We start from the raw sequence: 25,370 nt of genomic DNA on the forward strand, positions 1-25,370 counted from the left end.
CCAGCCGAGCGATGCGCCGCAGCGCCTTGCTCGGCCACCCTTTGTTGTCCAACAAACGGTAAGGGCTGGTGCCAAAAGCCGACGCTGCCCGCTTACACGCTAGCGCTCAGACCTTCCGATACACTTCCGCGCCAGCCTTGACGAACTCGATCGCCTTGGCCTCCATTCCCTTGGCCAGCGCCTGCGTTTCGCTGACTCCCTGCGCGGCCGCGAACTCGCGCACTTCCTGGGTGATCTTCATCGAACAGAAATGCGGCCCGCACATCGAGCAGAAGTGAGCCACCTTCGCCGATTCCTTGGGCAGCGTTTCGTCGTGAAACTCGCGCGCCTTGTCGGGGTCAAGGCCGAGGTTGAACTGGTCGTCCCAGCGGAACTCGAAGCGGGCCTTCGACAGCGCGTTGTCGCGGATCTGCGCACCCGGATGACCCTTGGCCAGGTCGGCCGCGTGCGCCGCCAGCTTGTAGGTGATGATTCCCACCTTGACATCGTCCTTATCAGGCAAACCGAGGTGTTCCTTCGGCGTCACATAGCACAGCATGGCGGTTCCGAACCAACCGATCATCGCCGCGCCGATGCCACTGGTGATGTGGTCGTAACCGGGAGCGATGTCGGTCGTCAAGGGGCCAAGCGTGTAGAACGGTGCTTCCTGGCACTGCTCCAGCTGCAGGTCCATGTTCTCCTTGATCAGCTGCATCGGCACGTGCCCGGGCCCCTCGATCATCACCTGTACGTCGTGCTTCCAGGCAATCTGGGTTAGTTCGCCAAGCGTCTTCAACTCACCGAGTTGCGCTTCGTCATTGGCGTCGTAGATCGACCCCGGGCGCAGGCCGTCACCGAGACTGAAAGCGACATCGTAGGCTTTCATGATCTCGCAAATATCTTCGAAGTGCGTGTAGAGGAAGCTCTCCTGGTGGTGCGCCAGACACCACTTGGCCATGATCGAGCCACCGCGCGAGACGATCCCGGTCAAGCGACTGGCGGTCAGCGGCACGTAGCGCAGCAGCACGCCAGCGTGAATCGTGAAGTAGTCGACCCCCTGCTCGGCCTGCTCGATCAATGTGTCGCGGAAGATCTCCCAGGTCAGGTCTTCGGCCTTGCCATTTACCTTCTCCAGAGCCTGGTAAACTGGCACCGTGCCGATCGGTACCGGGCTGTTGCGGATGATCCACTCTCGCGTTTCGTGGATGTTCTTGCCGGTAGACAAATCCATCACCGTATCGCCACCCCAACGGATCGACCAGGTCATCTTCTCGACTTCTTCCTGGATGCTCGAACCAAGCGCCGAATTGCCGATGTTGGCGTTGATCTTGGTCAGGAAGTTGCGACCGATGATCATCGGCTCGCTTTCCGGGTGATTGATGTTGCAGGGAATGATTGCCCGCCCACGCGCCACTTCGGAGCGTACGAATTCGGCGGTAATTTCGTCCGGAAGGCTGGCGCCAAAACTCTGGCCCGGGTGCTGACGACAAAGGATTTCGGCAAAACGCTCGCCCTGCGGCCCCGACGCCTTCAACTGCTCAACGTAGGCGCGACGATTGTTGTTCTCGCGGATCGCCACATACTCCATCTCCGGCGTGATCATCCCGCGCCGCGCGTAGTGCATCTGGCTGACGTTGGCGCCGCCTCTAGCGCGCAGTGGCCGGCGCTTCAGACCGGGAAAACGCAGCTCGTCGAGCGCTGCATCGGCCGCCCGGTTACGGCCGAAGTCCGACGTCAGGTCGGCAAGCGATTCGCTGTCAGCGCGCTCGGAAATCCAGCGGGCGCGCAGCGCCGGCAGGCCCTGACGAATATCAATGCTCGCCTGCGGATCGGAATACGGCCCGGAACAATCGTAGACGTAGATTGGCGGGTTCTTCTCACCACCGAAAGCGGTGTCGGTATCGGCCTGAGAAATCTCGCGCATAGGAACGCGCAGATCAGGGCGACTGCCGGTGACGTAGATTTTCCGCGAATTCGGCAAGGGCTTGATCGCCGCCTGGTCGACGTGCGCGTCAGCAGCAATAAATTTCTCGTTAGCGTTCATGGTGATTCCTTGCAAAGGGCTAGGGCAAAAGCGCTACGGCAACAAGCAGCGTGCAAGGGTCAGCAAGACGAGCGAGACGGTGGCACCCGACGCAGAAACTGCGCTCCGCTTCCCTACGACGGCATGACCCGTACAGGTTCGAAGGGACTCTCTCAGCCCCGCCGAAACCGACGAGGCACCCCCAACGCGAGCGCTCAAGTTACTGGAAGTGCTGATTTTTGGCAAGAATGATTAGCCGCAGGCAGCCCTGACGCATGACCTCCCCGAATCGACAGCACTTGCCGGTTACGCCCACTTTCGCCGCCGAGGCGGCCAGATGGGGGTTGGCTAGCGGCAAGGGAGCGCTTGCGGCGCGGGGGTTTGGTGTTCAGTCAGTGGGACAGGAGAGGTCGAGGGAGCTCCGTTACGATCGCCAGGCGAGCCTTTCCCGGCGCGGGGTGCGCCGCGCTTGGGAAGATGTGTTGGGCAGGCCTGGGCAAGGTTATTCGAGTTGCAGCAGGAACGGTTCGGCGAGAAGCAGACGCAGGCGTGCTGGGTCAAGCCAGGGCGCAGCACAGGAATTACGGATGAAGGCGATGGCGCCGCGCACACCGAGTTCTTGATACAGGTTGCGTAACTGCCGGGTGAAACGTGCCAGGGTATTGAACACATGCGCCAGGCGCATGAGGAGGTGATAGCCTTTCATGGCATTCCAGTCGAGGGCAAAGGCATGCTCGTAGTGGTAGCCCTGATGTTTTTCGACGAGGAAGCCCGCTTCGATGCCCCAACGGTGGCGGGCACCGAGGTTGCAGCGCTCATGGACATTGTCTTGTCTGAGCGGTTGGCTGGAGAGCCAGGCGTGGCGCGATGTTTCGGTGACGGTCCTGGCCTGTTCATCGATCTTTTCCCAGCTTTCCTCACAGACCACCAGGTTCAGCTTGAGACGCTGACGCCCGTTGGCCGCGAAGGCGTAGTCGATGTCGTTGACCCAGCTGAAGTGTTGTCGGCGCCTTCCCCAAGCGCGCTGCACGGCTTGTGGCTTCAGGGCGTGGAGTGCGCGGAACTCCTGCCAGACCGTGGACAAATCCTTGTCCTTAAGCACGATCATGAACTGCCAGTGGGCGCGCAAGCAGCGCTGCATCACCGGCCCGTTGGCGTAAAGGCCGTCGAGCAGGAGCAGGATCGGCAGGCGGGGGAACAGCGTCTTGAGCCGGTCGCTCAAGCGCACAAAGCCGCGCAGCTCGCAGTCCTGCTTTTGCGCTTCGGTATCGCCCAGCGCGTGTTCGAGGAACTCGCTGAGCAGTGGGACGACCAGGCCGTTGTGGAAAGCCAGGCTGGCCTCGAGGACGTAGACGAAGTACTGGGTGTGGCGGGTTTCCTCCTTGCCGACGGTGCGCTGGAGGAGTTCCTCCGCCCAGAGGGTGTCGCCGGCGACCTTCTGCGAGCCGTCGATGGCGATGGGGTAGCAGTGGTTGATCAGATAGCGGCGGAAGCTCTTGCCGCGGATCAGCCGCTTCACCAGATCGACGTGGGCCTGCTCAAGGTGGTCAAGGTCGATGTCGCGCAGCAGCCGAAACAGGGTGTCGGCGTGTGGCAGGGTCTCGATCTCCGGGAACAGCAGGTGGAGGTTGGCCATGAACTGGGGACGGGATATTTCGCGGTTGGTCTCGCGCCGAGAGGAGAACTGAAAGACGAACATCAGCAGACCGTAAAGCAGCAGCGCGGTCAGCTTGTGGCGGCGCTTCCTGGGGTCTCTCGGGTCGGGAATTTGTTCCAGTTGCTCGAGCAAGGCGGGTAGCTCTTTGCGCAGGAGACGCGTCTTTTTGCTCACGGCGTCCTCGCGGGCCTCCCTTTCCTCGCCGACGGTCGCGAAGGCTGAGCATCGGTTGGGCAGAGAAGTGGGGGAGTGGAGGACTTGTCCACTCGCGCGCCGTTTCGCGTTCAGTGCCTTTTCCTGCCGTTTCTTCTCTGAGCGCAGCTCCTTGAGGGCAGCGCGTGTCGGGCGACGGCAGGGTTTGCTCATGGCCGGGAGCTCCCAGGGGTGGCACACAGCCGGTCGCGACAATCGGCGCTCAGCGGTTTGAGCCACACCTGGCGGGGCGTGCTGCGATACGACTGGCCGGGGCGGGCCAGCCCGCGCCCGCTGGTTGCCCCGAGCAACTGCCAACCGGCCGCGCGGTAACAGGTGCCGGTATAGTGACGAGGATCGACGAAAGTCTCCAGCAACAGGGGCTCGAAGCCCCAGTGATCGAGCCAGTCCGCGCGTGCGCGGCGCGCGAGTTGTCCGAGCACATGACTGGCCAGATGCGGCACCCGGACGTGGGGAAAGATCAGGAAGCGGCTGTTGTTCACCACCCGCGCCAGGTTCTCGCGGCGGGCCTGGGCCGTCCAGCCGATCCAGCGGTCGCGCACGGCGACCGCGCGGGCAGCGCCGGCCAGCAGGACGCTGCCGAGCCGCCGGTCGCCCGCCGTGATGAAGTAGCGCAGGCGGTAGCCGAAGGCCCCCTGGAAACCCAGTGGGTGCCAGCGCGCCACCAGCGCATCCCACTGCGCCACCAACGCCGCGTCGCGAACGACTTCCAGGCAGACCGGTGCGAGTGCCGACAGGGCGCAGTGCACGGGAAGCTCCCCGGTGACCGTATCTACGGGTGCCGCGGGCGGCGCGCAACGGCGTGCTGACGACGGCCTTATCGCCGGCAGTGTCAGCAGCCCGGCCGCCTGCAAACGCTCCAGAAACTCCAGGCAGGCGCTGATCTTCGCCGTCCCTGTCAGAGTGGTCCACCCCAGGTGCTCGCAGACCGTCGCCGCCAACTCCTTGCGCGCCAATCCCGGCAGCCACGCCACCGTCCCGCACACCTCGGCGATCTCCGCGGCGCTGAATACGCGACCGCAGTGCACCCACTCCCCTTCGCTCGTTGCAACCACCACGATACCTCCGGCTGAAACGTGGACCAATGACCCTCCACCTATCCTGCCAGAAGTCCCCCCGGCTGTCTAGCTCCCTTGTGCGAAACCTTTTTTGCCTGCCCACCGCAACGCCTTGCCAGTACTGGGCTGGCGCAGTCATGCTTCAGCGCTGAGCCGCAGGCAGAAACTTAACCGTAGGCGCCACGAGCGATCAACAAGAAGTCGTTCGAGATCGGCCGAAGAGCGTGGAATTGACAGTTACAGCAGTTACGACGCCGCCGATTTATGCTTTTTCGGGATCGCGAACAGCGGCCGCGAAGATCCTTGATCGCACTGCCTGAGGCGCTGCAACATCTGCAGTCGCGTTGGCGTCCCCACGGGGATTCGAACCCCGGTACCTACCGTGAAAGGGTAGTGTCCTAGGCCTCTAGACGATGGGGACCCGGAACTGGCTTCTCTCGAACTGCTGGTGGAGGTACGCGGGATCGAACCGCGGACCTCTTGCATGCCATGCAAGCGCTCTCCCAGCTGAGCTATACCCCCTCGAAAGAAGCGCGGATTATAGGCTTCGCGGCTTTTCTTGTAAAGCGCAATCCATCACCGTCGGGTAGTCCACCCAGTCGCACTCGCCGGCGATGCCCTGCAGGCGGCTCAGGTTGCGCGCACGCAGGTGCTTGCTGAGCGGGCGCCGACCAATCCGGGCATCGGAAATATCGATCAGGCCGAATTCTTGGTCGGGCGTGTAGACCACGTTGCCCAAATGCAGCGAACGAAAATAAACGCCGCATTCGTGCAAGCTGATGACAAAGCGCGTGAATGCCATCTTCATTGCCCGTTCGCTCGCCGCGTCGATCCCACGGGCCCGCATTTCGCGCAGCGTCTGCCCGGCTAGCGGATGGTAGTGCACACCATCGCGGCCGATCGCGGGAATTCGCCAGACATCGATGACCGCCGGCGCCGGAATGCGAGGCCGACGCAAGGCTTCGGCATTGTCGGCAAAACGTTGCGCGTACGGATACCACGCGGCTGAAGAAAAAAAGCGCTTGCGCCGAAAAAGCTTGAGCATCGTCCCGTCGGCCAGTTGCAGCACTTTTTCGCCAAAACCATCGGCCTCGAGGATGCACGCCCCGGCACGCATCGCCAGATAGTCTTCCTGCTCGAGTCTCTTCAAGATGATCCCCTCGCTCGAAAGCGCTCAGTCTACCTTCTCCGGTACAGGCCGCTCTCGAATTACCGGCAAGAACACGCGTGTCGACACCCGTCAGCGGCCACCAAGGAGTGTCCGCCCGGCTGGCATAGCTCTTAAAATGACGCCTTTGCAACCAGCCCCCGCGAGCACCCAATGAACTTCATGCATTCCCTCCACGCCGCCTGGCGCGACCACAACAGCCTGCTATGTGTCGGCCTCGATCCGGACCCGAAGCGCTTCCCGGCACACCTGCGCGAACAGCCGGACGCCATTTTTGAATTCTGCAAAGCGATCGTCGATGCTACGGCCGACCTGGCCTGCTCGTTCAAACCACAAATCGCCTACTTCGCGGCGCAACGTGCCGAAGACCAACTCGAAGCCCTGATCGAACATATCCACCGGCAGCATCCGACGATCCCGGTAATCCTCGATGCCAAGCGTGGCGACATTGGCAGTACCGCCGAACAGTACGCGATCGAGGCCTTCGAACGCTTCAAGGCCGATGCGATCACCGTCAACCCGTACCTTGGCCGTGACTCGGTCGAGCCGTTTCTGGCCTACCGGGACAAGGGCGTCATCCTGCTCTGCCGGACTTCAAACGCCGGCGGCAGCGACCTGCAGTTCCTCGATGTCGGCGGCGAAAAACTCTACGAACACCTCGCACGCCTGGTCAGTGATCAATGGAATCAGAGCGGCCAATGCGCGCTGGTCGTCGGCGCAACGTTTCCGGCTGAAATCGCCCGCGTTCGCGCGCTGACCGGTGACATGCCGCTACTGGTCCCCGGCATCGGCGCGCAGGGCGGCGACATCGAAGCTACCGTCCGCGCTGGCTGCACGACCAGGGGCGAAGGCCTGCTGATCAATTCATCGCGAGCGATCCTCTACGCCGGCACCGGCGAAGATTACGCGCAGCAGGCACGACAGGTAGCGGCGGCCACACGCGACGCGATCAACGAGCACCGCCAGGCACGCTGACTTGACGGCGCCCGGTCGGTCTTGCCAAAAGGCCGCTTTGCGGCCCCTGGGCGCGGGTCGCGACTACAAGGTCTGACCGCCGCTCAAACGTCGATATTCCGCGCCGCCAAAGCGTTGGTCTCGATGAAGTGACGACGCGGTTCGACCAGTTCACCCATCAAGGTCGTGAAAATCTCGTCGGCGCCGATCGCGTCTTCGATCTGGACTCTAAGCAAGCGCCGTACGCTCGGGTCCATGGTCGTTTCCCAGAGCTGCTCCGGGTTCATTTCGCCGAGGCCTTTGTAGCGCTGCTTGCTGACACCGCGTTCGACTTCGTTGAGCAACCACTGCATGGTCTCGGCGAAAGTGCTTACCGTCTGCCGCTTCTCGCCGCGAACGACGACACCGCCCGGACCGAACAGATCGGCCAGGATCTCGGCAGTCTTGCGCAGCTGCGCGTAGTCACCGCTGACCAGCAAATCCTCGTCTATAACGCCAAGTTTCAAGTTGCCATGCAGCATTTTCTCGAGGCGCAGCTGCCAGCGCTCGTGAACATCGTCGTAACGGGCATGAATATCAATTTCGAGCTTGTCACCGACCGCCTTCATTAAAGCGTGGCCACTCGCCACAGCCGACGCTTCGTCGGCCAGGTCAATCTTCAGATTGGCGTCGATCAAGGCATGCAGAACTTCCGGATTGATCAGGTGCGACAAGCGATTGATTACCGCTTCGGCGAGCAGATACTCGCGTGCCAGCTCTTCCAGCGCCGCGCCAGAGATCTCCGGCGCACCGGCTTTGGGTATCAATACCGAAGCTTCCAACGCCAGGCTGAGAAGAAACTGCTTGAGCGCCTGATCGTCCTTGATATAGCGCTCGGTCTTGCCGTGCTTGATCTTGTAGAGCGGCGGTTGGGCGATGTAAACGTGACCACCTTCAATCAGCTCGGGCATCTGACGGTAAAAGAAAGTGAGCAGCAGCGTCCGGATGTGCGCACCGTCGACGTCCGCGTCGGTCATGATGATCAGGCGGTGATAGCGGAGTTTCTCGGGTTTGTATTCGTCCTGGCCAATGCCAGTGCCGAGGGCCGTGATCAAGGTGACGATTTCCTGCGAAGAGATCAACTTATCGAAACGCGCTTTTTCAACGTTAAGTATTTTACCCTTGAGCGGTAGAATCGCCTGAAATTTGCGGTCACGGCCCTGCTTTGCCGAACCGCCAGCGGAATCTCCCTCGACCAGATAAAGCTCGCACAGTGCCGGATCTTTCTCCTGGCAATCTGCCAGCTTGCCGGGCAGCCCAACGCCGTCCAGCAAGCCCTTGCGACGCGTCATTTCCCTGGCTTTGCGGGCCGCATCACGCGCCCGCGCCGCTTCGATGATCTTGCCGGTGATCACCTTTGCGTCGAGCGGTCGCTCCTGTAGAAACTCGCTCAGTTTCGCTGCCACTACTTCCTCAACGGCCGGGCGCGCCTCCGACGAGACCAGCTTCATTTTGGTCTGCGAAGCAAACTTCGGATCGGGCATCTTCACCGACAGCACACAAGCCAGACCTTCGCGCATGTCGTCGCCAGCAATATCGACTTTGGCCTTCTTGGCGATCTCGTTTTCTTCAATGTAGCGGTTGATCACCCGCGTCATCGCTGCCCGCAAGCCGGTCATGTGCGTTCCGCCGTCGGCTTGCGGGATGTTGTTGGTAAAACAAAGTACCTGTTCGACATAACTGTCGTTCCACTGCATCGCCACTTCAACGCTGATCGCACCGTTGACCGTCAGCGATTCACCTTCGGCATGGAATATATTCGGATGCAATACCGACTTCGTGCGATTGACGTACTCGACAAACCCCTTGACGCCGCCGAGGAAAGCAAAATCCTCCTGCTTGCCGCTACGTTGGTCGATCAGCCGAATTTTTACGCCGTTGTTCAGAAACGACAGCTCACGTAGGCGTTTGGCGATAATTTCATAGTGAAACTCGACGTGTCCGAAAATTTCCTCGTCGGCCATGAAGTGCAATTCCGTACCGCGTTTCTCGGTCTCGCCGACTACTCTGATCGGTGATACCTCGACTCCCCGTTGCACTTCGAGCAACCGATCGGGGACCAGTCCCCGATGAAACTCCATCAGATGTTTTTTGCCATCACGCCGAATCGTCAGGCGCAACCACTTTGACAGCGCGTTGACGCACGACACGCCGACGCCGTGCAAACCGCCAGAAACCTTGTACGAGTTCTGATTGAACTTGCCACCCGCGTGCAGCACGCACATCACGATTTCGGCCGCCGAGCGCTTCGGCTCGTTGCGATCATCGAACTTGATGCCGGTTGGAATACCGCGCCCATTGTCGGTTACCGAGATTGAATTGTCGGCATGGATGGTGATGACAATATCGTCACAATGACCGGCCAGCGCCTCATCGATCGCGTTGTCAACGACCTCGAACACCATGTGGTGTAAGCCCGTGCCATCGGAGGTGTCGCCGATATACATCCCCGGCCGCTTGCGAACCGCCTCCAGACCCTCCAGTTGCTGGATGCTCGATTCGTCGTAGGCGCCTTGTGAGTTCTCTTCAGTCATTGTCGATCCACTGCTTTCTCTTGGTTTAAGCGCTGCTGCTACCACTAGGTTCCATTTTCAGGCGCAGGTCAAATGCGCATTGGCATCACCACGTATCGGAAACGGTCGTTGCCGGGGATGGTCAATAAAGCGCTGGAGTTGGCATCGTTGAAACCCCACTCGATCGTTTCTTCGGACCTGTGATTCAGCACATCGAGCAGGTAGGCAACGTTGAAACCCACGTCCAGCGCTTCGCCCTGATAATCGACCTCGATCTCTTCCTGCGCTTCCTCCTGCTCGGCGTTGGCCGCCATGATCTTCAGGCTACCCTCGGCGAGCACCAGACGGACGCCACGAAACTTCTCGTTGGTCAGAATGGCCGCCCGTACCATCGACTGCAGTAGCGCGCTACGACTAACCGAAACGACGTTCTTGAGGCTCGCCGGAATGACTCTTTCGTAATCCGGGAAGCGACCATCGATCAGTTTCGAGACCAGATTGATCTCGCCAAAGCGGAAGCGCACCTGGCTGGGCAGCACTTCGATCGATAGCGGCTCGTCGTTGTCGCCGAGCAGGCGATTCAGCTCGATCACCGTCTTGCGCGGCAAGATCAGTTCCTGACGCGCAGCACCTTCGACGCGCAGCGCCTCGGGAGCGTCGGCGAGCGGCATGCTGGCGTAAGCCAGTCGGTGACCATCGGTGGCCACCGCCCGCAGCTCGTTTGCATCGACCAGCAGCAACAGCCCATTCAGGTAGTAGCGAACGTCCTGAGTGGCCATAGCGTACTGCGTTTGCCCCAGCAACTTGCGAAAATCTTTTTGAGCAACGGTAAACCGTCTGGCCTCGCCATCGACCATCGTCATGCTCGGGAAGTCCTCGGCGGGCAAGGTTTGCAGGCTGAAGCGACTCTTTCCCGCCTTGACTTGCAGGCGCCGGTCATCAAGCGTCAGGCTCACCTCAGCCGCTTCCGGCAAGGAACGCAGGATTTCCTGCAACTTGCGCGCGCCGACGGTGACCGCGCCGTTACCGTCACCGGTCGCACCGTTGGTCGAACTCGTAATCTGGATCTCGATATCGGTAGCCAGCAAGGTCAGGACATCCCCCGACTTTTCCAGCAAGACGTTGGAAAGAATTGGCAGCGTATGACGCTTCTCCACTATGCCCGAAACCGCCTGCAAAGGCGCCAGAAGGGTGTCGCGTTTGGTATTAATAAGAAGCATATATATAGATCCTATAAAGACTATAGTCCGAACAAATCTGTTGATATGTCAAATTTTTTTTTAAAAATCAGCACAGTAGAGCGTTTTTAAAGCCTGAAAAAAGTCCGTATGCTGCTGTGCATAGAATTGAACAACTTATCCACAGGCCCTTTTTTCGCAAGTTCTCCACTTTTTGTCAGCTGCTTTCGCACCGACTTATACAGCGCCTCTTCAGCCCTTGAGCACCTGCTGCAGGACGTGTACATCGTGATTGAGATCGTTGTCCTTGGTCCGTAGATCGTCGATGGTTCGAACCGCGTGCAGAACAGTGGTATGGTCGCGGCCACCAAAAGCACCGCCGATTGCCGGGTAGCTCAGCGTCGTCAGATTCTTGGCCAACCACATGGCGATCTGCCGTGGTCTGACGATCACCCGCGTTCGTTTCTTCGAAAACAGGTCCGAGACCTTGATCTTGAAGTAATCGGCGACGGTCTTCTGAATGTTGTCGACCGTCAGCTGCCTGTTGACTGCACCAATCACATCCTTCAGCGCCTCCTTGGCGAGATCCAGGGACAGTCGTTGCCCATGAAAAGCCGAGTAGGCGAGGACCTTCTTGAGCGCCCCCTCGAGTTCGCGAACGTTGGACCTGAGATGCTTGGCGATGTAGAAAGCGACCTCGTCGTCGAGGTCGACGCCGTCGACTTCGGCCTTCTTCTTGAGGATGGCGACCCGCATTTCGGTCTCCGGTGGCTCGATCTGAACCGTCAAGCCCCAGTCAAAACGGGTAATCAGGCGATCTTCCAGACCCGAGATGTTTTTCGGATAGGTGTCACAACTGATGACGATTTGCTTTTTGGTCTCGCTCAGGGCGTTGAAAACGTAGAAAAATTCTTCCTGCGTGCGGTTCTTGCCATTGAAGAACTGTACGTCATCAAGAAGCAGCACGTCGAGCGAGCGATAGTAGCGCTTGAAGACATCAAAGGACTTTTGCTGATAGGCACGAACGACGTCGGAATAGTAGTCCTCGGCATGCACGTAGCGCACGATCTTTTCGGGGTGGTTATCGAGAATATGATTGCCTATGGCATGTATCAGGTGGGTCTTCCCCAGACCAGCACCACCATAGATGAACAAGGGGTTGTAGGTGGTCTCACCGGGGTTGATGGCCACCTGTCGGGAAGCCGCCCGGGCCAGGTCGTTGGCCTTGCCGACGATCAGGTTGTCGAAGGTAAAAGTCTGAATCAAACGCGTTTTTTCGTACGCTGAACGACCCCGCTCGACCAGCGACACGTTGTTGATCGCTGCTGCCGTGGTCAGCGTTGCGCGTTTGTCGTCGCGGGCGCTCTCGTTGTTCGAGCCAGACGCCGTGCTGCTCGTCGCTTCGACGCGGGCGCCCAGGCTCAGTGCGATGCTGACCGGCACCGAAAAATGTTCGCTGGCCATTTCTTCGATGCGCGTCAGATAGCGCTCCTTGACCCACTTCAGGATGAAGCCGTTCGGCGCCAGCAGACGCAATCCGTGTGCATGGTCTTCGCCCCCTTCCAGACGAAGCGGGCGGATCCAGGTATTGAATTGCTGCGGCGGAAGTTCCTGCTCGAACTGGCCCAGACAGGAGGACCAGAAACTACTCATTGACGATCATTGCTCTGAGGTTCCGAAGTTGGGCGCTGAAAAAGCCCAAAAAGAGGGCCGAAGGCCCTGAAAAATCCATTTAGAATCATTAGGATGACGCACAATACCCGTTCGGCGCAGGCGACCGCGGGTGGCTCGTGGCGAGGATCTGTGATGACCTCTGCGGGTCACTGTTACAGTTCTGGCGGAAGCGTCAAGGCGTCAATTCTAACGCGTAGGCAGAAAGTTATCCACAGCATGGGGGAAAATATGGTGTTGACAAGCTTTGGCCACAGACTGTCTAATTACGCGTTTACTTCGCTTTGACTCCAAGGGTTTAACCATGAAACGCACCTATCAACCGTCGGTCGTTCGCCGCAAGCGTACACACGGCTTCCTCGTTCGTATGTCCACTCGTAGCGGTCGTGCGGTGATTCGCGCTCGTCGTGCCAAAGGCCGTCACCGTCTGGCGGTTTGAGCGCTGGATGTGGTCCTGCCGGTGATCGTCCGGCCAGGGCTGCGGCCTTCCCAAAGCACTACCGGCTGTTGAAAACGGATGAGTATTCATCCGTTTTTGGTTTCAGGAAGGTGCTGAAAAGCCGCCATTTCCTGCTACATTACTGCCCTCGTGTTTGCGCTGAAAAGCCCGCAGCGCGGCTTGGTCTGGTCGTCGCCAAGCGTTTCCTGCGTCGTTCCGTCGATCGCAACCTTGTCAAGCGACTGGCCAGAGAGCATTTTCGTCTGCTGCGTTCGCGTCTGCAGTCGTCTGACTTGGTGCTGCGTCTCGCGGTCAAGCCGACAGCACTCGATCGGCAAGCCCTGGCGCGGGAGATTCAGCGCTTGCTTGGCAGGATGATCGTAGCTGAACAATGAGCCGATGAAACAGATCTTGCTTGCCCTGATAGGCTTTTACCGCTACGCGCTCAGCCCGATGCTCGGGCGTCGTTGCCGCTTCTTCCCAAGCTGTTCCGAGTATGCGGCTGAAGCGCTCGAAAAGCACGGCGCCGGCAAGGGAACAAGACTGGCCTTGCAGCGGCTTCTTCGCTGTCATCCGTGGAACCCGGGTGGTTTTGACCCCGTACCCTGAACAACAATCAAACTGTATAGGCTTTCATGGATAACCGACGCCTGCTTCTGCTGCTTGTCTTCTCGTTCTCGCTGGTGATGCTCTGGGATGCCTGGCAGAAGTACAATCACCCCCCCGTCGTACCGCCAGTCGCCACCAGCGCCAGCGGCACGTCGGCGCCGCAGCCGTCGAGCAGCTTGCACGCCGCCGCTCCCGGAGCTACTCCTCTGCAGGCGCCGATCGGTACGACAGCCCAGACGGCCGAAACAGTCACCGTCAAGACCGACTTGTTTACCGCTGAGGTATCGGCACAGGGCGGCGATATCGTCCGCCTGGTATTCAACGACTACAAGGACACGGAGTCCAAGAGCAAGGACTTCGCCTTGTTCGACGCTCGCCACAGGTACGCTGCGCAGAGCGGTCTGATCGGTGATGGCTTGCCCAACCACAAGACCCTCTTTTCGCCGCTTGCCGGCAGCAGAGAACTCGCCGGTGATGCCAAGACCATTGAACTTCGCCTCGAAGCGCCGCCCGTCAATGGCGTCAAGGTCGCCAAAATCTACACCTTCACTCGTGGCAGCTACCTGATCAACCTTGTCCAGGAGATCGACAACGGTAGCGAGAAGGACGTCGCGGTACACGCCTACTACCAGCTGCAGCGGGACATCAAGGCCCCCGAAGGCGAGAGCCGGATGGTGTCGACCTTCACCGGCCCGGCCGTTTATACAGAGGCGGACAAGTATCAGAAGGTCCATTTTGCGGACATCGAAAGTGGCAAAGCCAAGTTCGCGACGCAGGCGGACAATGGCTGGGTAGCGATGGTTCAGCACTACTTCGTCTCGGCGTGGATCCCTCCGGAAGGTCTGGCACGGGAGTTCTACATGCGCAAACTCGACGGCAGCGTCGATCCCGCGGTCAGCGCTGGCGTCATCGTGCCAGTGCCGGTGACGGCGCCCGGCTCAAAAGTCGCGCTGTCCCTTCCACTCTATGCCGGGCCGCAGCTTCAGGGCATTCTTGATCACCTGGCGCTGCCTGCGGCCGATGGGGGTATCGGTGCGCAGGGATTGCCGCTGGTCGTCGACTACGGCTGGCTGACCATTGTTGCCGCACCGATCTTCTGGTGCCTGCAGGCGATCCACAAGCTGGTCGGCAACTGGGGCTGGGCGATCGTTCTGCTGACCGTCGGCATCAAGCTGCTGTTCTTCCCGCTATCTGCTGCGAGCTATAAGTCGATGGCCAAGATGCGCACCGTCACGCCGCGTCTGGTCGCTCTCAAGGAACGCTTCGGCGGCGACCGGCAGAAGCTCAACCAGGAAATGATGGAGCTTTACAAGCGCGAGAAAATCAACCCCTTGGGTGGCTGCCTGCCGATCGCCGTGCAGATTCCGGTGTTCATCGCGCTCTACTGGGCTTTGCTTGGCGCTGTCGAAATCCGCGATGCGCCGTGGATCCTGTGGATTAAAGATCTTTCGGCTGCCGATCCGTTCTATGTCCTGCCGGTTATTATGGTGGCGACGATGCTGATCCAGACTAGGCTCAATCCGACGCCGCCGGACCCAATCCAGGCCAAGGTGATGATGATGATGCCGTTCATCTTCGGCGCCATGTTTTTCTTCTTTCCGGCCGGTCTGGTGCTCTACTGGGTGGTCAACAACACCCTGTCGATAGCCCAGCAATGGCAGATCACACGGATGATAGAAGGTGGCAAAAAGGCTGCCAACGACGCCAAGGCTTGAGTCGACAGCAGCGGTCATGACCATTCGAGCTGCCACCGATCGTGAAGGTGATGACCATTTACCTCATTCCTGGCGCTTTTCCCGCGGCGACAAGGGAGATTTGTGAGTTGCGAACGCGACTTTCACGTTAGCGCTGCAACGACCATAGCCGCCATCGCCACCGCGCCAGGTCGCGGTGGCGTCGGCATTGTCCGCATCTCCGGAGACGCCCTCCTCGATGTCGCCGAGACGCTGAGCGGCAAGCGACCAAGGCCGCGCCTGGCAACACGCGCCGACTTCCGTGCTGCCGACGGCAGCGTCATCGACAGCGGCCTGTTGCTGTACTTTCCGGCGCCGCACTCCTTCACCGGCGAAGACGTCGTCGAGCTACACGGTCACGGCGGTCCGCTGGTCATGCAGCTGCTGCTGGCGCGCTGTCTGGAACTTGGCGCGCGAATCGCCGATCCCGGCGAGTTTACGCGTCGTGCCTACCTCAACGGCAAGCTGGACCTGGCGCAGGCTGAAGCAGTCATCGACCTGATCGACGCGGCGACCGCCACAGCGGCGCGTAGCGCCGTGCGTTCGCTGCAGGGTGACTTCTCGCGGGAAGTAAACGCTTTGCTCGAGCAACTGATCGAACTGCGCGCGCTGGTCGAAGCGACGCTCGATTTTCCCGACGAGGAGGTTGATTTTCTCGAGGCCGCCGACGCCTTCGGCCGTCTGGATCGCATGCAAGACCGTCTGGCTCGAGTCTTCGACCGCGCTCGGCAGGGTCGTTTGCTGCAGGGCGGCCTGCACGTTGTCCTCGCTGGCCAACCGAATGTTGGCAAGTCAAGCCTGCTTAACCGCCTCGCTGGCGACGACCTGGCGATCGTCACGCCGCTGCCGGGTACCACCCGCGATCTGGTGCGCAGCACTCTGCAAGTCGAAGGAATACCGCTGCATGTGATCGACACCGCCGGGCTTCGCGAAACCGACGACCCGATCGAGAAGATCGGAATCGAACGGACCTGGCGCGAAATTGATCGCGCCGATGTCGTCGTCTTGCTGGTCGACGCGCGCAGCGGCGTCGGTGAGGCCGACCGCGCGATACTCGCGCAACTTCCCGCGCACTTGGCGCGGTTGACCGTGTACAACAAGATTGACCTTACGGCGCGGCCGGCAGAACGCCATGATGATGAAGACGATGCTGTGGCGATTTCGCTTTCGGCAAAATCCGGCGAGGGGATCGAGCTCTTGCGGCAAGCGCTGCTGCGGATCGCCGGCTGGCAGCCAGCTGAAGACGTTTTCATTGCTCGCGAACGCCACTTGCGCGCCTTGGCTCAAACTCGCCAGCATCTTCAGGAAGCCCGCTTGCGCTTACCGCAACTCGAACTTTTCGCCGAGGAACTAAGGTTGGCGCAACTGGCTTTGGCGTCGATAACGGGAGAATTCAGCGCCGACGACTTGCTGGGCGAGATTTTTGGGCGTTTTTGTATTGGCAAATAGCCAGACCCGAAAGGAAAGCAGCCAATGAACTGGGACCCGGAGCAGTACCTGAAATTTGTCGATGCGCGGCGGCGGCCAGCGCTCGATCTGATCGCGCGGCTCGGCGGCAAGTCGCCGAGCCGCGTCGTCGACCTCGGTTGCGGCGCCGGGAATGTCACCCGTTTGCTCGCCGAACGCTGGCCGCAGGCAGAAATAAGCGCTGTCGACAGCGATGTCGCAATGCTGCGTAAGGCGTCGTCGACGCCTTCTTCGATCGCCTGGCAACACGCCGATATCGCCGCCTGGCAGGCCCTTGTGCCACCCGACCTGATTTTTTCGAATGCTACCCTGCACTGGCTTGGCGACCATCAGCATTTGCTGCCAGCCTTACTCGAAAAACTCGCAGACGGTGGCGCGCTGGCGGTTCAGATGCCGTCGAACTTTGGCGCCCCGTCGCATCAGATTCTCCGCAAACTGGCTGATGACTATCGCTGGCAGCAGACCCTCGGCGGCGTCGAGATGGGCAAGATCCTGTCAGCTGCTGACTACCACCGTTTGTTGACGCCGCATTGTCGTCATCTGGAAGTGTGGGAGACAACTTACTGGCAAGCGCTAAGCGGTGACGATGCGATCATCGAATGGATGAAGGGAACGACCCTGCGTCCCTATCTCGCACGGCTAGAGAAAGCCGCCGCCGATAAATTTTTGAACGCCTATCGGATACCGCTGGCCATCGCTTACCCGCGCGGCAGCGATGGACACACCCTGTTTTCGTTCAAGCGCGTGTTCTTCGTGGCGCAACGCTAGATGATGATCGACGGCGTCGACTATTCCTTGCTGTTGATCCTCGGCACGGCGGCGCTGTTCGCTGGCTTCATCGATGCCGTGGTCGGTGGCGGCGGACTGATCCAGATACCGGCCTTGTTCACCGCGTTGCCGAGTGAAGTTCCTGCGACACTCTTCGGAACCAACAAGTTCGCCAGCGTCTTTGGCACCAGCAATGCCGCCTGGCGCTACGCGCGCCGGGTGCGGATGCCCTGGCGAACGACCTTGCCGGCGGCGCTCGCCGCGTTTGCCTTCTCGTACGTCGGCGCGATGGCCGTTGCCTGGCTGCCACCCGAGTTGTTGCGGCCGTTGATTCTGCTGCTGCTCATCGGCGCGGCCGCCTATACCTTTAGCAATCGCGATTTCGGCGCCATTCATCGGCCGCAGCATACGGGTCGTCGCGAGTTCACCTATGCGCTGCTGGTCGGCGGCGTGATTGGTTTTTACGATGGCTTCTTCGGGCCCGGCACGGGGAGTTTTCTCATTTTTCTCTTCATCCGCTTTTTTGGGTTCGATTTTCTACATGCCTCGGCGGCGTCAAAAGTGGTCAACGTTGCGACCAATCTGGCAGCGCTCGGCTTCTTTCTTCCGCACGGCCACATCCTGCCGCTTGCTGCCGTGTCGATGGCCACGTGCAACGTCGCCGGTTCACTGATCGGCACGCATCTTGCGTTGCGGCACGGTAGCGGCTTTGTCCGCAAGGTGTTTCTCGGCGTCGTCAGCGCCTTTATCGTCAAGTTCGCATACGATACCTTCACCTGATCTGGTCGCGCTGCCCGCTCGTCGAAGGCAGCGAGCAAAACGCTATCAGCCGGTGCAAACGTGCCGTGCGTGGCCAGGTGGCTAGGTACGCGACTTGTCGTTGGCGTGTCGTACCGCCGAAAATGGCACTATAGGAACACCGTACTTGAGTGCCACGCGCTGGTACATTTCCCGCGCCGCTATGACCTTGGCGTTGCGTATGTCCTTGTTTTGAGCCATCTGCAGGTAAGCGAACGCACGTTTCGCCAGCGCCGGGTTCCAGCCCTGCAGATCGAGCAGGGTGCAGATGGCCTTGGTGGCATTGACCAGAAACTGCAAATTGGGTACGCGTTCGGCGGCTTCGATCAGAAGTTGCACGGAGCCCTGGAGGTCGCCGCTACGGGCTGCCATGACGCCGCGATTATTGAGCTCGACGATTTCCTTGCCGACTTGCGCGAGTAGTGCCTGGCCGCGTTCTTCCTTGCCGGTTTTCGCATAAATGCTCTCGATCTGCGCGATCATCGCCCGGTCTTCATGATTTTCAGCAGCGACCTGACGCACCACCTCTTGCGCACTGGCTTCGTTGCCAGTGGCCAGACAGGCGTGCGCCAGATCCAGAGCCAGCTTGCTGGACAACAGCGCGCCCTTGCCGTCGGCCTTCAAGGCATCATTGAGGATCAAGGCTTTTTCGACCGCCAGCTTGGCTCTGGTCGGGTCACCCTCCTTGTTCGCACACAAACCGTCCATGACCAGAGCAGCCAGTTCGCCGTGCTTGCTGCCGCGCCAGTCACGACGAAGTTCGTCGGTAATTTTCCGGGCGCCGGCGGTATGACCCAGGTCGAGCATGACGCGTGCGAGATTGGAGTAGTCGTCGATGTTGTTCAGCGAAGAACCGCGCCGTCGTTCGAGAACCTTGCTATAAGCGCGTTCGGCGGTCTTGAAATCCATGTTGCGCGACGCCAGTTCGCCGACCATCCTTTGTCGGGTAGCGTTGTTGGGCGAGATCAGCGCCGCCGAGGACAGCGCTTCCTGGGCTTCCGGGAGCTTGCCCATTTCTTCGCGGACGTCGGCGAGGAAGTCGTAGGCCGCCATGAATTCGGGGAAGTCGTCGATCAGTGCCTGTCCGACCGTTTCGGCTTCAGCCAGCTGTTGCTGGCTGCGCAGCGAAATTGCCAGGCCGATGCGCGCCCATGGAGCCATTCGCTCGGCGAGTACGCGCTCGTATACCGCTTGCGCTTCGGCGGGGCGCCCGAGAATGTTGAGGATTTCTCCCTTGAGGCGCAGGACGTCGAAAACAAAGCCGCTTTCCTGACCGAGCAGGCGGTCGCAGCTAAGCAGCGCATCCTGGAAAGCGCCGTTGTCAAGATGCTCGTAGAGTTCGGCCAGAAACTGTTTCTTGTACAGCGCGCGTACCAGCCTGCCGTGTAATTCGTCGGCGGTGAACGGCTTGATCAGATAGTCGTCGGGCGCCAGTTCAGCGATGGAAACGACGTTGTGGTAGGCACGTTCGCTGGTAATGAGCATGAACACGGAAGATAGCGCGACCAGACGTTGCTGGCGTAGCTCTTCGAGGAGCTGCTGGCCATCGCGTCCATCTTCGAGCTGGTAATCCGAGAGGATGATGTCGAAGTGATGCGCTTTGACCTGCCGAAGAACCTCGGCTGAAGTCCCGGCGTTATGGACGGCGGTTACCCCCAGCGCGGCGAGCATGATCCGCAGGGAACTGCGGGCATTGGGATAGCGATCGATCAGCAGAGCACGCTTGCGAGCCAAGTCCTTGCTCAACTTTTGCAGCAGCTCGGCGGTGTTGGCAGGCGTAATCATGGACGGCACATTACCCGACAGCGCTTTGCCGGGCAAGCGGACCGTCAGCAGCCGGGCCTGCGCAGCGGCTGCTGCCCGGCCGTTGCTGGCTCGGCGCCAGGGTTACTGCAGCTGACCGAACTGCGAATCAACGACAAATCAACGACGAATCAACTCCGAATCAAATGGTCGAACGCGCTCAGTGCCGCCTTGGTACCTTCGCCCATGGCGACGACGATCTGCTTGTACGGCACGGTGGTGACGTCGCCCGCTGCGAAAACGCTCGGCAGCGACGTGCCGCCGCGGGCGTCGACCTCGATTTCGCCGCGTGGCGAGAGTTCGATCGTCCCCTTGAGCCAGTCGCTGTTCGGCAACAGGCCAATCTGCACGAAGATACCTTCAAGGTCGATGCGCTGCGATTCGCCGCTCGCCCGGTTGGTGTACAGCAGACCGTCGACTTTTTCGCCATCGCCGCTGACCTCGGTGCTCAAGGCCTCGGTGATTACCGTGACGTTGGCCAGGCTGAAGAGTTTTTTCTGGAGGATTGCATCGGCGCGCAGGCTGGCCTCGAATTCGAGCAGCGTGACCTGGCCAACAATGCCCGCGAGGTCGATCGCCGCCTCGACGCCCGAGTTGCCGCCACCGATCACCGCCACCCGCTTGCCCTTGAACAGCGGGCCGTCGCAATGCGGGCAGTAGGCGACGCCGTGACCGCGATACTCCTTTTCGCCCGGCACATTCATTTCCCGCCAGCGTGCGCCAGTCGCGAGGATCAGCGTTTTGCTGCGCAGCGTCGCGCCGCTGGCCAGGCGAATCTCGTTCAGTCCGTCGCCGGCTGCCGGCAGCAGCGCTTCGGCGCGCTGCAGATCGATGATATCGACGTCGTATTCCCTGACGTGCTCCTCGAGAGCGGCTGCGAGTTTCGGTCCGTCGGTTGCCTTGACCGAGATGAAATTCTCGATCGCCAGCGTGTCGAGCACCTGCCCGCCGAAGCGTTCGCTGACGACGCCCGTACGAACGCCCTTGCGAGCGGCGTAGATCGCCGCCGCCGCGCCCGCTGGTCCGCCGCCGACGATCAGTACGTCAAAGGGTTCGCGCGTCGAGATCTTCTCGGCCTCGCGCTGCAGCGCGCTGCTGTCGATACGGCCAACGATTTCCTCTAGCGCCAGCCGCCCCTGGCCAAAATGCTCGCCGTTCAGCAAGACCGTCGGCACGCCCATGATCTGGCGCGCGGCGACCTCGTCCTGGAACAAGCCGCCGTCGACCATCTGGTGGCTGATACCGGGGTTTAGCACGGCCATCAGGTTGAGCGCCTGCACCACATCCGGGCAGTTGTGGCACGACAGCGAGATGAAGGTCTCAAAATGAAATCTGCCGGGGATCGCTCGAATCGAGTCGATTACGCTGGCGTCGGCCTTCGGCGGATGGCCGCCGACGTGCAGCAGCGCCAGTACCAGCGAGCTGAACTCGTGCCCCATCGGGACGCCGGCAAAACTGATTCGCGCTTCTTCACCGGGACAGCCGATCGAAAAAGACGGCTTACGCGGAGCCTGGCCGCCTTCGCTGACGCTGACCTTGTCGGATAGCGCGGCAATATCGTGCAGCAAAGCGAGCATTTCGCGCCCCTGATCGCTGCTGTCCGGCGATGCGATGAGTTCGATCGGGCGCTGCAGCTTGCCGAGGTAGGCGCCAAGTTGGCCCTTGATAGTTGCGTCGAGCATCTGAATTCTCCTTTTTCGAGTGGCATTGAAAAGGGGCCGCCAAGCAGCGCGCTTCGCGGCCCCTTTGCACTGAGACCCGGTTTCAGGCTGGCCGGGCGAGGCCCGGCAGCCGTAGTCAGCAGTCGTCCTAGATTTTGCCGACCAGGTCGAGCGACGGCGACAGCGTTGCGTCACCCGGCGTCCACTTGGCCGGGCAGACTTCACCCGGGTGGCTGGCGACGTACTGCGCCGCTTGCACCTTGCGCAGCAGCTCCTTGGCGTCACGGCCGATGCCGAGGTCGTGGATCTCGCAGACCTTGATCACGCCTTCGGGGTTGATCACGAAGGTGCCGCGCAGCGCCAGGCCGGCTTCCTCGATCATCACGTCGAAATTACGGGTGATGGTGCCGGTCGGATCGCCGATCATCGGATACTTGATCTTCTTGATCGTCTCGGAGGCGTCGTGCCATGCCTTGTGCGTGAAGTGCGTATCGGTCGATACCGAGTAGATCTCGACGCCAAGTTTCTGAAACGACGCGTACTCGTCGGCAAGGTCGCCCAACTCGGTCGGGCAGACGAAAGTGAAGTCGGCGGGGTAGAAGAAGACGACCGACCACTTACCCTTCAGATCGGCGGCGGAAACAGGAACATCCTTGCCGTTGTGAAAAGCGGTCGCATTGAATGGTTTGATTTCGGTATTGATCAAGGACATCTTGAGTTCTCCTTCGGGTTGGGTGAATGAATTGAATCCACGAAGAGATGGTAGTGGATGCGCCAGCATTGTTCCAATTGATTCTGGCAATTCGAAGCATAGTCCATGGCTATGCGTCCGCACGCACCATCATCAGCTCTGTCGAGTGCTCAAGGACCTGCGAACGCGTTTGCGCGGCCTCGCGGCGGCGCGTCGTGGCCGCGCTGGCTGCTCAGCGCCTTGGAGCTAAGCACAGTGCCGCTCGCCACAGAACTCGCCAAAAAGCCCGCAGTATCTTAAAAACCTGTTATGTTTCAGCGAACTGCCGTAGAATCGCGATCTTTTGCGCAGCCTGCTGCGCGAGAAAGACCGGATCGTCGATGCTCTTTCCAGACCGTTTCGAGGTGATTGTCGTCGGTGGTGGCCACGCTGGCACCGAGGCCGCGCTTGCCGCCGCGCGCACCGGCGTCAAGACGCTGCTGCTGACACATAACCTCGATACCCTCGGGGCGATGAGCTGTAATCCGTCGATCGGTGGCATCGGCAAGGGCCATCTGGTCAAGGAGGTCGACGCGCTCGGCGGGGCGATGGCCGAGGCTACCGACCAGGCGGGCATCCAGTTCCGTATTCTCAACTCGAGCAAGGGCCCGGCTGTACGCGCGACGCGAGCGCAGGCCGACCGGGTGCTGTATCGGCAGGCGATTCGCTGTCGGCTCGAAGAGCAGGCGAATCTGACGATCTTCGCGCAAGCGTGCGATGACCTGATCGTCGAAGGCGATCACGTCGCCGGTGTCGTCAGCCAGCTCGGCGTGCGCTTTGCGGCGCGGGCGGTGGTGTTGACCACCGGTACCTTCCTCAACGGGCTGATTCACGTCGGCCTGGCCAACTACACCGGCGGGCGCATGGGTGACCCACCGGCGGTGGCGCTGGCGGCGCGGCTGCGCGAGCTGAATTTGCCGGTTGGCCGGCTGAAGACCGGCACGCCGCCGCGGCTCGATGGCCGCAGCATCGACTTCTCGGTGATGGCCGAGCAGCATTCCGACCAGCCACTGCCGGTATTCTCCTTTCTCGGTGACGTGACGCAACATCCGCGGCAGCTGCCGTGCTGGATCACCAGCACCAACAGCCGAACCCACGACATCATCCGCGCCAATCTCGATCGTTCGCCGATGTACACCGGCGTCATTGAAGGCGTCGGGCCGCGCTACTGCCCGTCGATCGAGGACAAGATCCATCGCTTTGCGAATAAGGATAGTCACAACATCTTCCTTGAGCCGGAAGGCCTCAATACCCGCGAGATCTACCCCAACGGAATTTCGACCAGCCTGCCGTTCGACGTGCAGCTGGCGATCGCTCGTTCGATCCGTGGCCTCGAGAATTGCCACATCGTGCGTCCGGGTTACGCCATCGAGTACGATTATCTCGATCCACGCGGTCTGAACGCGTCGCTGGAAACGCGGGCCATCGGCGGCCTGTTCTTCGCCGGCCAGATCAATGGCACCACCGGCTACGAAGAAGCGGCGGCGCAGGGCTTGCTGGCTGGCGTCAATGCGGCCTTGCTGGCGCAGGACCGGGAGCCGTGGACGCCGCGCCGCGACGAGGCGTATCTGGGCGTTCTGGTCGACGATCTGATCACCCGTGGGGTGTCCGAGCCGTACCGGATGTTCACCAGCCGTGCCGAGTATCGCCTGTCGCTGCGTGAGGACAACGCCGACATGCGCTTGACCGAGCACGGTCGTCGTCTCGGCCTGGTGGATGACCGACGCTGGGCGGCTTTCGACAGAAAGCGCGAAGCGATCGCTAGCGAACAGGAGCGGCTGAAAGCGACCTGGGTGCATCCGGAGAGCGTCTCCGACGACGACGCGACGCGTGTTCTCGGCAAGCCGCTGGAGCGCGAATACAGCTTGCACGATTTGCTGCGCCGCCCGGAGGTCACGCATGCGGGTTTGCTGAGCTTGCGCGTTGGCGAAGCGTCGGTCGACGGTGGACTGCTTGATCCACAGGTCGTCGAACAGGTCGACATCCAGGCCAAGTACCAGGGCTACATCGAACGTCAGCGTGAAGAAGTCGCCAGGAGTCTGGTTAACGAGGAGCAGCGCTTGCCGGTGGATTTCGATTTTGCGGCAGTCGCCGGCCTGTCCAGCGAGGTCCGCCAGAAGCTGTCGCTGCACCGACCACAGACCCTCGGTCAGGCGTCGCGCATTCAGGGAATGACGCCGGCGGCGATCTCGATCCTCCTGGTCTATCTGAAGCGCGGCCAGTCGGCCGCTCGCGGCCCGCGCGCGCAGGGGCACGGCTGATGCTTCCGGAGCAGCAACTGGCACTGGGCTTGCGAGCGCTCGGCATCGACCTGGCCGCTGGCGCGCAGCAGAAGTTGCTCGACTACACGGCGCTCCTCGGCAAGTGGAACAGAACCTACCAACTGACCGCCTTACGCGATCCCGCTCTGACGGTCAGTCATCACCTGCTCGACTCGCTGGCGATCCTGCCATTCGTTCGCGGCGCCAGTTTGCTCGACGTCGGCAGTGGCGGTGGCATGCCGGGGATGCCACTGGCGATCGCTCGCCCGGACTTGCACGTCGTCCTGCTCGACAGTAGTTCGAAGAAGACGGCCTTTCTGCAACAGGCGGCCATTGAGCTGGGTCTGGCGAATATTGCCGTACACTGCGGTCGCGTCGAGGCTTACCAGCCGCCGAGCGGCTTTGCGGTGATCACCGCCCGCGCTTTTTCCGATCTCGGCGCGCTGGTGAAATTGTCGCGCCACCTGTTGGCAGCGGGTGGCAGCTGGCTGGCGATGAAAGGCGTCTATCCGTACGAGCAACTGGCAGATTTGTCTGCCGGGCTGGTCGTCGATGGCGTGCATCGACTGGCGGTGCCCGGCGTCGACGGCGAGCGACACCTGGTGGTCATCAGCACGGCGCCGCAGCCACTTGAGGGGGAGCCTTGAT

At 60.8% G+C, this 25,370-nt stretch carries 20 protein-coding genes, 2 tRNA genes and 1 riboswitch; of the genes, 10 read left to right on the forward strand and 12 right to left on the reverse strand.

Translation table 11 applies throughout. The features are described from left to right. Nucleotides 1-106: 106 nt before the first annotated feature. From thiC to QZ656_RS11645, 6 genes are all read right to left on the reverse strand, one after another. The gene (thiC, locus tag QZ656_RS11620) at nt 107-2,023 is read right to left on the reverse strand and encodes a phosphomethylpyrimidine synthase ThiC (RefSeq protein WP_291993533.1); all 1,917 of its coding nucleotides are present in this window, start codon (nt 2,021-2,023) and stop codon (nt 107-109) included. A 93-nt stretch (nt 2,024-2,116) separates the two neighbouring features. After that, nucleotides 2,117-2,216: riboswitch (TPP riboswitch) on the reverse strand. A 288-nt stretch (nt 2,217-2,504) separates the two neighbouring features. Then, nucleotides 2,505-4,025, reverse strand: a complete 1,521-nt coding sequence (locus QZ656_RS11625; RefSeq protein WP_291991619.1) for a transposase family protein — start codon at nt 4,023-4,025, stop codon at nt 2,505-2,507. After that, nucleotides 4,022-4,930, reverse strand: a complete 909-nt coding sequence (locus QZ656_RS11630; RefSeq protein WP_291993534.1) for a DUF4338 domain-containing protein — start codon at nt 4,928-4,930, stop codon at nt 4,022-4,024. Before QZ656_RS11630 ends, QZ656_RS11625 begins: the two co-directional genes overlap by 4 nt. Before the next feature lie 345 nt (nt 4,931-5,275). Continuing rightward, a tRNA-Glu gene (locus QZ656_RS11635) sits at nt 5,276-5,351 on the reverse strand. 25 nt (nt 5,352-5,376) lie between these two features. Continuing rightward, nucleotides 5,377-5,452 (reverse strand) — tRNA-Ala (locus QZ656_RS11640). A 16-nt stretch (nt 5,453-5,468) separates the two neighbouring features. Continuing rightward, a complete protein-coding gene (locus QZ656_RS11645) occupies nt 5,469-6,080 on the reverse strand; it encodes a toluene tolerance protein (RefSeq protein WP_291993535.1) in 612 nt (203 codons plus the stop codon). A 171-nt stretch (nt 6,081-6,251) separates the two neighbouring features. Between QZ656_RS11645 and pyrF the strand changes: the two genes are divergently transcribed. Then, entirely contained in the window at nt 6,252-7,073 is an 822-nt protein-coding gene (gene pyrF, locus QZ656_RS11650; protein WP_291993536.1) for an orotidine-5'-phosphate decarboxylase, read from the forward strand. Between the two features lie 83 nt (nt 7,074-7,156). Here the strand turns inward: pyrF and gyrB are convergent, their stop codons facing one another. The 3 genes from gyrB to dnaA all read right to left on the reverse strand — a co-directional run bounded on the left by gyrB (nt 7,157) and on the right by dnaA (nt 12,435). After that, complete coding sequence (gene gyrB / locus QZ656_RS11655; RefSeq protein WP_291993537.1) at nt 7,157-9,625, reverse strand: DNA topoisomerase (ATP-hydrolyzing) subunit B; 2,469 nt, start codon at nt 9,623-9,625, stop codon at nt 7,157-7,159. Nucleotides 9,626-9,693: 68 nt separating this feature from the next. Then, on the reverse strand, nt 9,694-10,824 hold the full coding sequence (gene dnaN / locus QZ656_RS11660) for a DNA polymerase III subunit beta (protein WP_291993538.1): 1,131 nt from the start codon (nt 10,822-10,824) through the stop codon (nt 9,694-9,696). Between the two features lie 210 nt (nt 10,825-11,034). After that, complete coding sequence (dnaA, locus tag QZ656_RS11665; protein WP_291993539.1) at nt 11,035-12,435, reverse strand: chromosomal replication initiator protein DnaA; 1,401 nt, start codon at nt 12,433-12,435, stop codon at nt 11,035-11,037. Nucleotides 12,436-12,757: 322 nt separating this feature from the next. Between dnaA and rpmH the strand changes: the two genes are divergently transcribed. From rpmH to QZ656_RS11700, 7 genes are all read left to right on the forward strand, one after another. Further along, nucleotides 12,758-12,892 (forward strand): 50S ribosomal protein L34, encoded by a 135-nt coding sequence (gene rpmH, locus QZ656_RS11670; protein WP_291993540.1) that lies wholly within the window; start codon nt 12,758-12,760, stop codon nt 12,890-12,892. Next, entirely contained in the window at nt 12,889-13,287 is a 399-nt protein-coding gene (gene rnpA, locus QZ656_RS11675) for a ribonuclease P protein component (protein WP_291993541.1), read from the forward strand. The genes rpmH and rnpA overlap by 4 nt, the downstream gene beginning before the upstream one ends. 4 nt (nt 13,288-13,291) lie before the next feature. Then, nucleotides 13,292-13,501, forward strand: coding sequence for a membrane protein insertion efficiency factor YidD (yidD, locus tag QZ656_RS11680; protein WP_291993542.1), 210 nt, complete (start codon nt 13,292-13,294; stop codon nt 13,499-13,501). A 26-nt stretch (nt 13,502-13,527) separates the two neighbouring features. After that, nucleotides 13,528-15,216, forward strand: coding sequence for a membrane protein insertase YidC (gene yidC, locus QZ656_RS11685; protein ID WP_291993543.1), 1,689 nt, complete (start codon nt 13,528-13,530; stop codon nt 15,214-15,216). A gap of 102 nt (nt 15,217-15,318) precedes the next feature. Then, a complete protein-coding gene (mnmE, locus tag QZ656_RS11690; protein ID WP_291993544.1) occupies nt 15,319-16,683 on the forward strand; it encodes a tRNA uridine-5-carboxymethylaminomethyl(34) synthesis GTPase MnmE in 1,365 nt (454 codons plus the stop codon). 24 nt (nt 16,684-16,707) lie between these two features. Then, complete coding sequence (locus QZ656_RS11695) at nt 16,708-17,469, forward strand: methyltransferase domain-containing protein (RefSeq protein ID WP_291993545.1); 762 nt, start codon at nt 16,708-16,710, stop codon at nt 17,467-17,469. Between the two features lie 3 nt (nt 17,470-17,472). Further along, the gene (locus tag QZ656_RS11700; RefSeq protein ID WP_291993842.1) at nt 17,473-18,249 is read left to right on the forward strand and encodes a TSUP family transporter; all 777 of its coding nucleotides are present in this window, start codon (nt 17,473-17,475) and stop codon (nt 18,247-18,249) included. An 81-nt stretch (nt 18,250-18,330) separates the two neighbouring features. Here QZ656_RS11700 and QZ656_RS11705 read toward each other — a convergent pair whose 3' ends face one another. The 3 genes from QZ656_RS11705 to ahpC form a co-directional block, all read right to left on the reverse strand. Then, entirely contained in the window at nt 18,331-20,052 is a 1,722-nt protein-coding gene (locus QZ656_RS11705) for a response regulator (RefSeq protein ID WP_291993546.1), read from the reverse strand. 149 nt (nt 20,053-20,201) lie between these two features. Further along, nucleotides 20,202-21,752 (reverse strand): alkyl hydroperoxide reductase subunit F, encoded by a 1,551-nt coding sequence (gene ahpF, locus QZ656_RS11710; protein ID WP_291993547.1) that lies wholly within the window; start codon nt 21,750-21,752, stop codon nt 20,202-20,204. Nucleotides 21,753-21,879: 127 nt separating this feature from the next. After that, the gene (gene ahpC, locus QZ656_RS11715; RefSeq protein ID WP_291993548.1) at nt 21,880-22,443 is read right to left on the reverse strand and encodes an alkyl hydroperoxide reductase subunit C; all 564 of its coding nucleotides are present in this window, start codon (nt 22,441-22,443) and stop codon (nt 21,880-21,882) included. Between the two features lie 359 nt (nt 22,444-22,802). Here ahpC and mnmG point away from each other — a divergent pair, with 359 nt between their 5' ends. Both mnmG and rsmG read left to right on the forward strand, forming a co-directional pair. Further along, the gene (gene mnmG / locus QZ656_RS11720) at nt 22,803-24,722 is read left to right on the forward strand and encodes a tRNA uridine-5-carboxymethylaminomethyl(34) synthesis enzyme MnmG (RefSeq protein WP_291993549.1); all 1,920 of its coding nucleotides are present in this window, start codon (nt 22,803-22,805) and stop codon (nt 24,720-24,722) included. Next, complete coding sequence (rsmG, locus tag QZ656_RS11725; RefSeq protein ID WP_291993550.1) at nt 24,722-25,369, forward strand: 16S rRNA (guanine(527)-N(7))-methyltransferase RsmG; 648 nt, start codon at nt 24,722-24,724, stop codon at nt 25,367-25,369. Before mnmG ends, rsmG begins: the two co-directional genes overlap by 1 nt. Nucleotide 25,370: the final 1 nt, after the last annotated feature.

It is taken from the genome of Candidatus Accumulibacter sp. ACC003 (assembly GCF_907163085.1).
Lineage (GTDB): Bacteria > Pseudomonadota > Gammaproteobacteria > Burkholderiales > Rhodocyclaceae > Accumulibacter.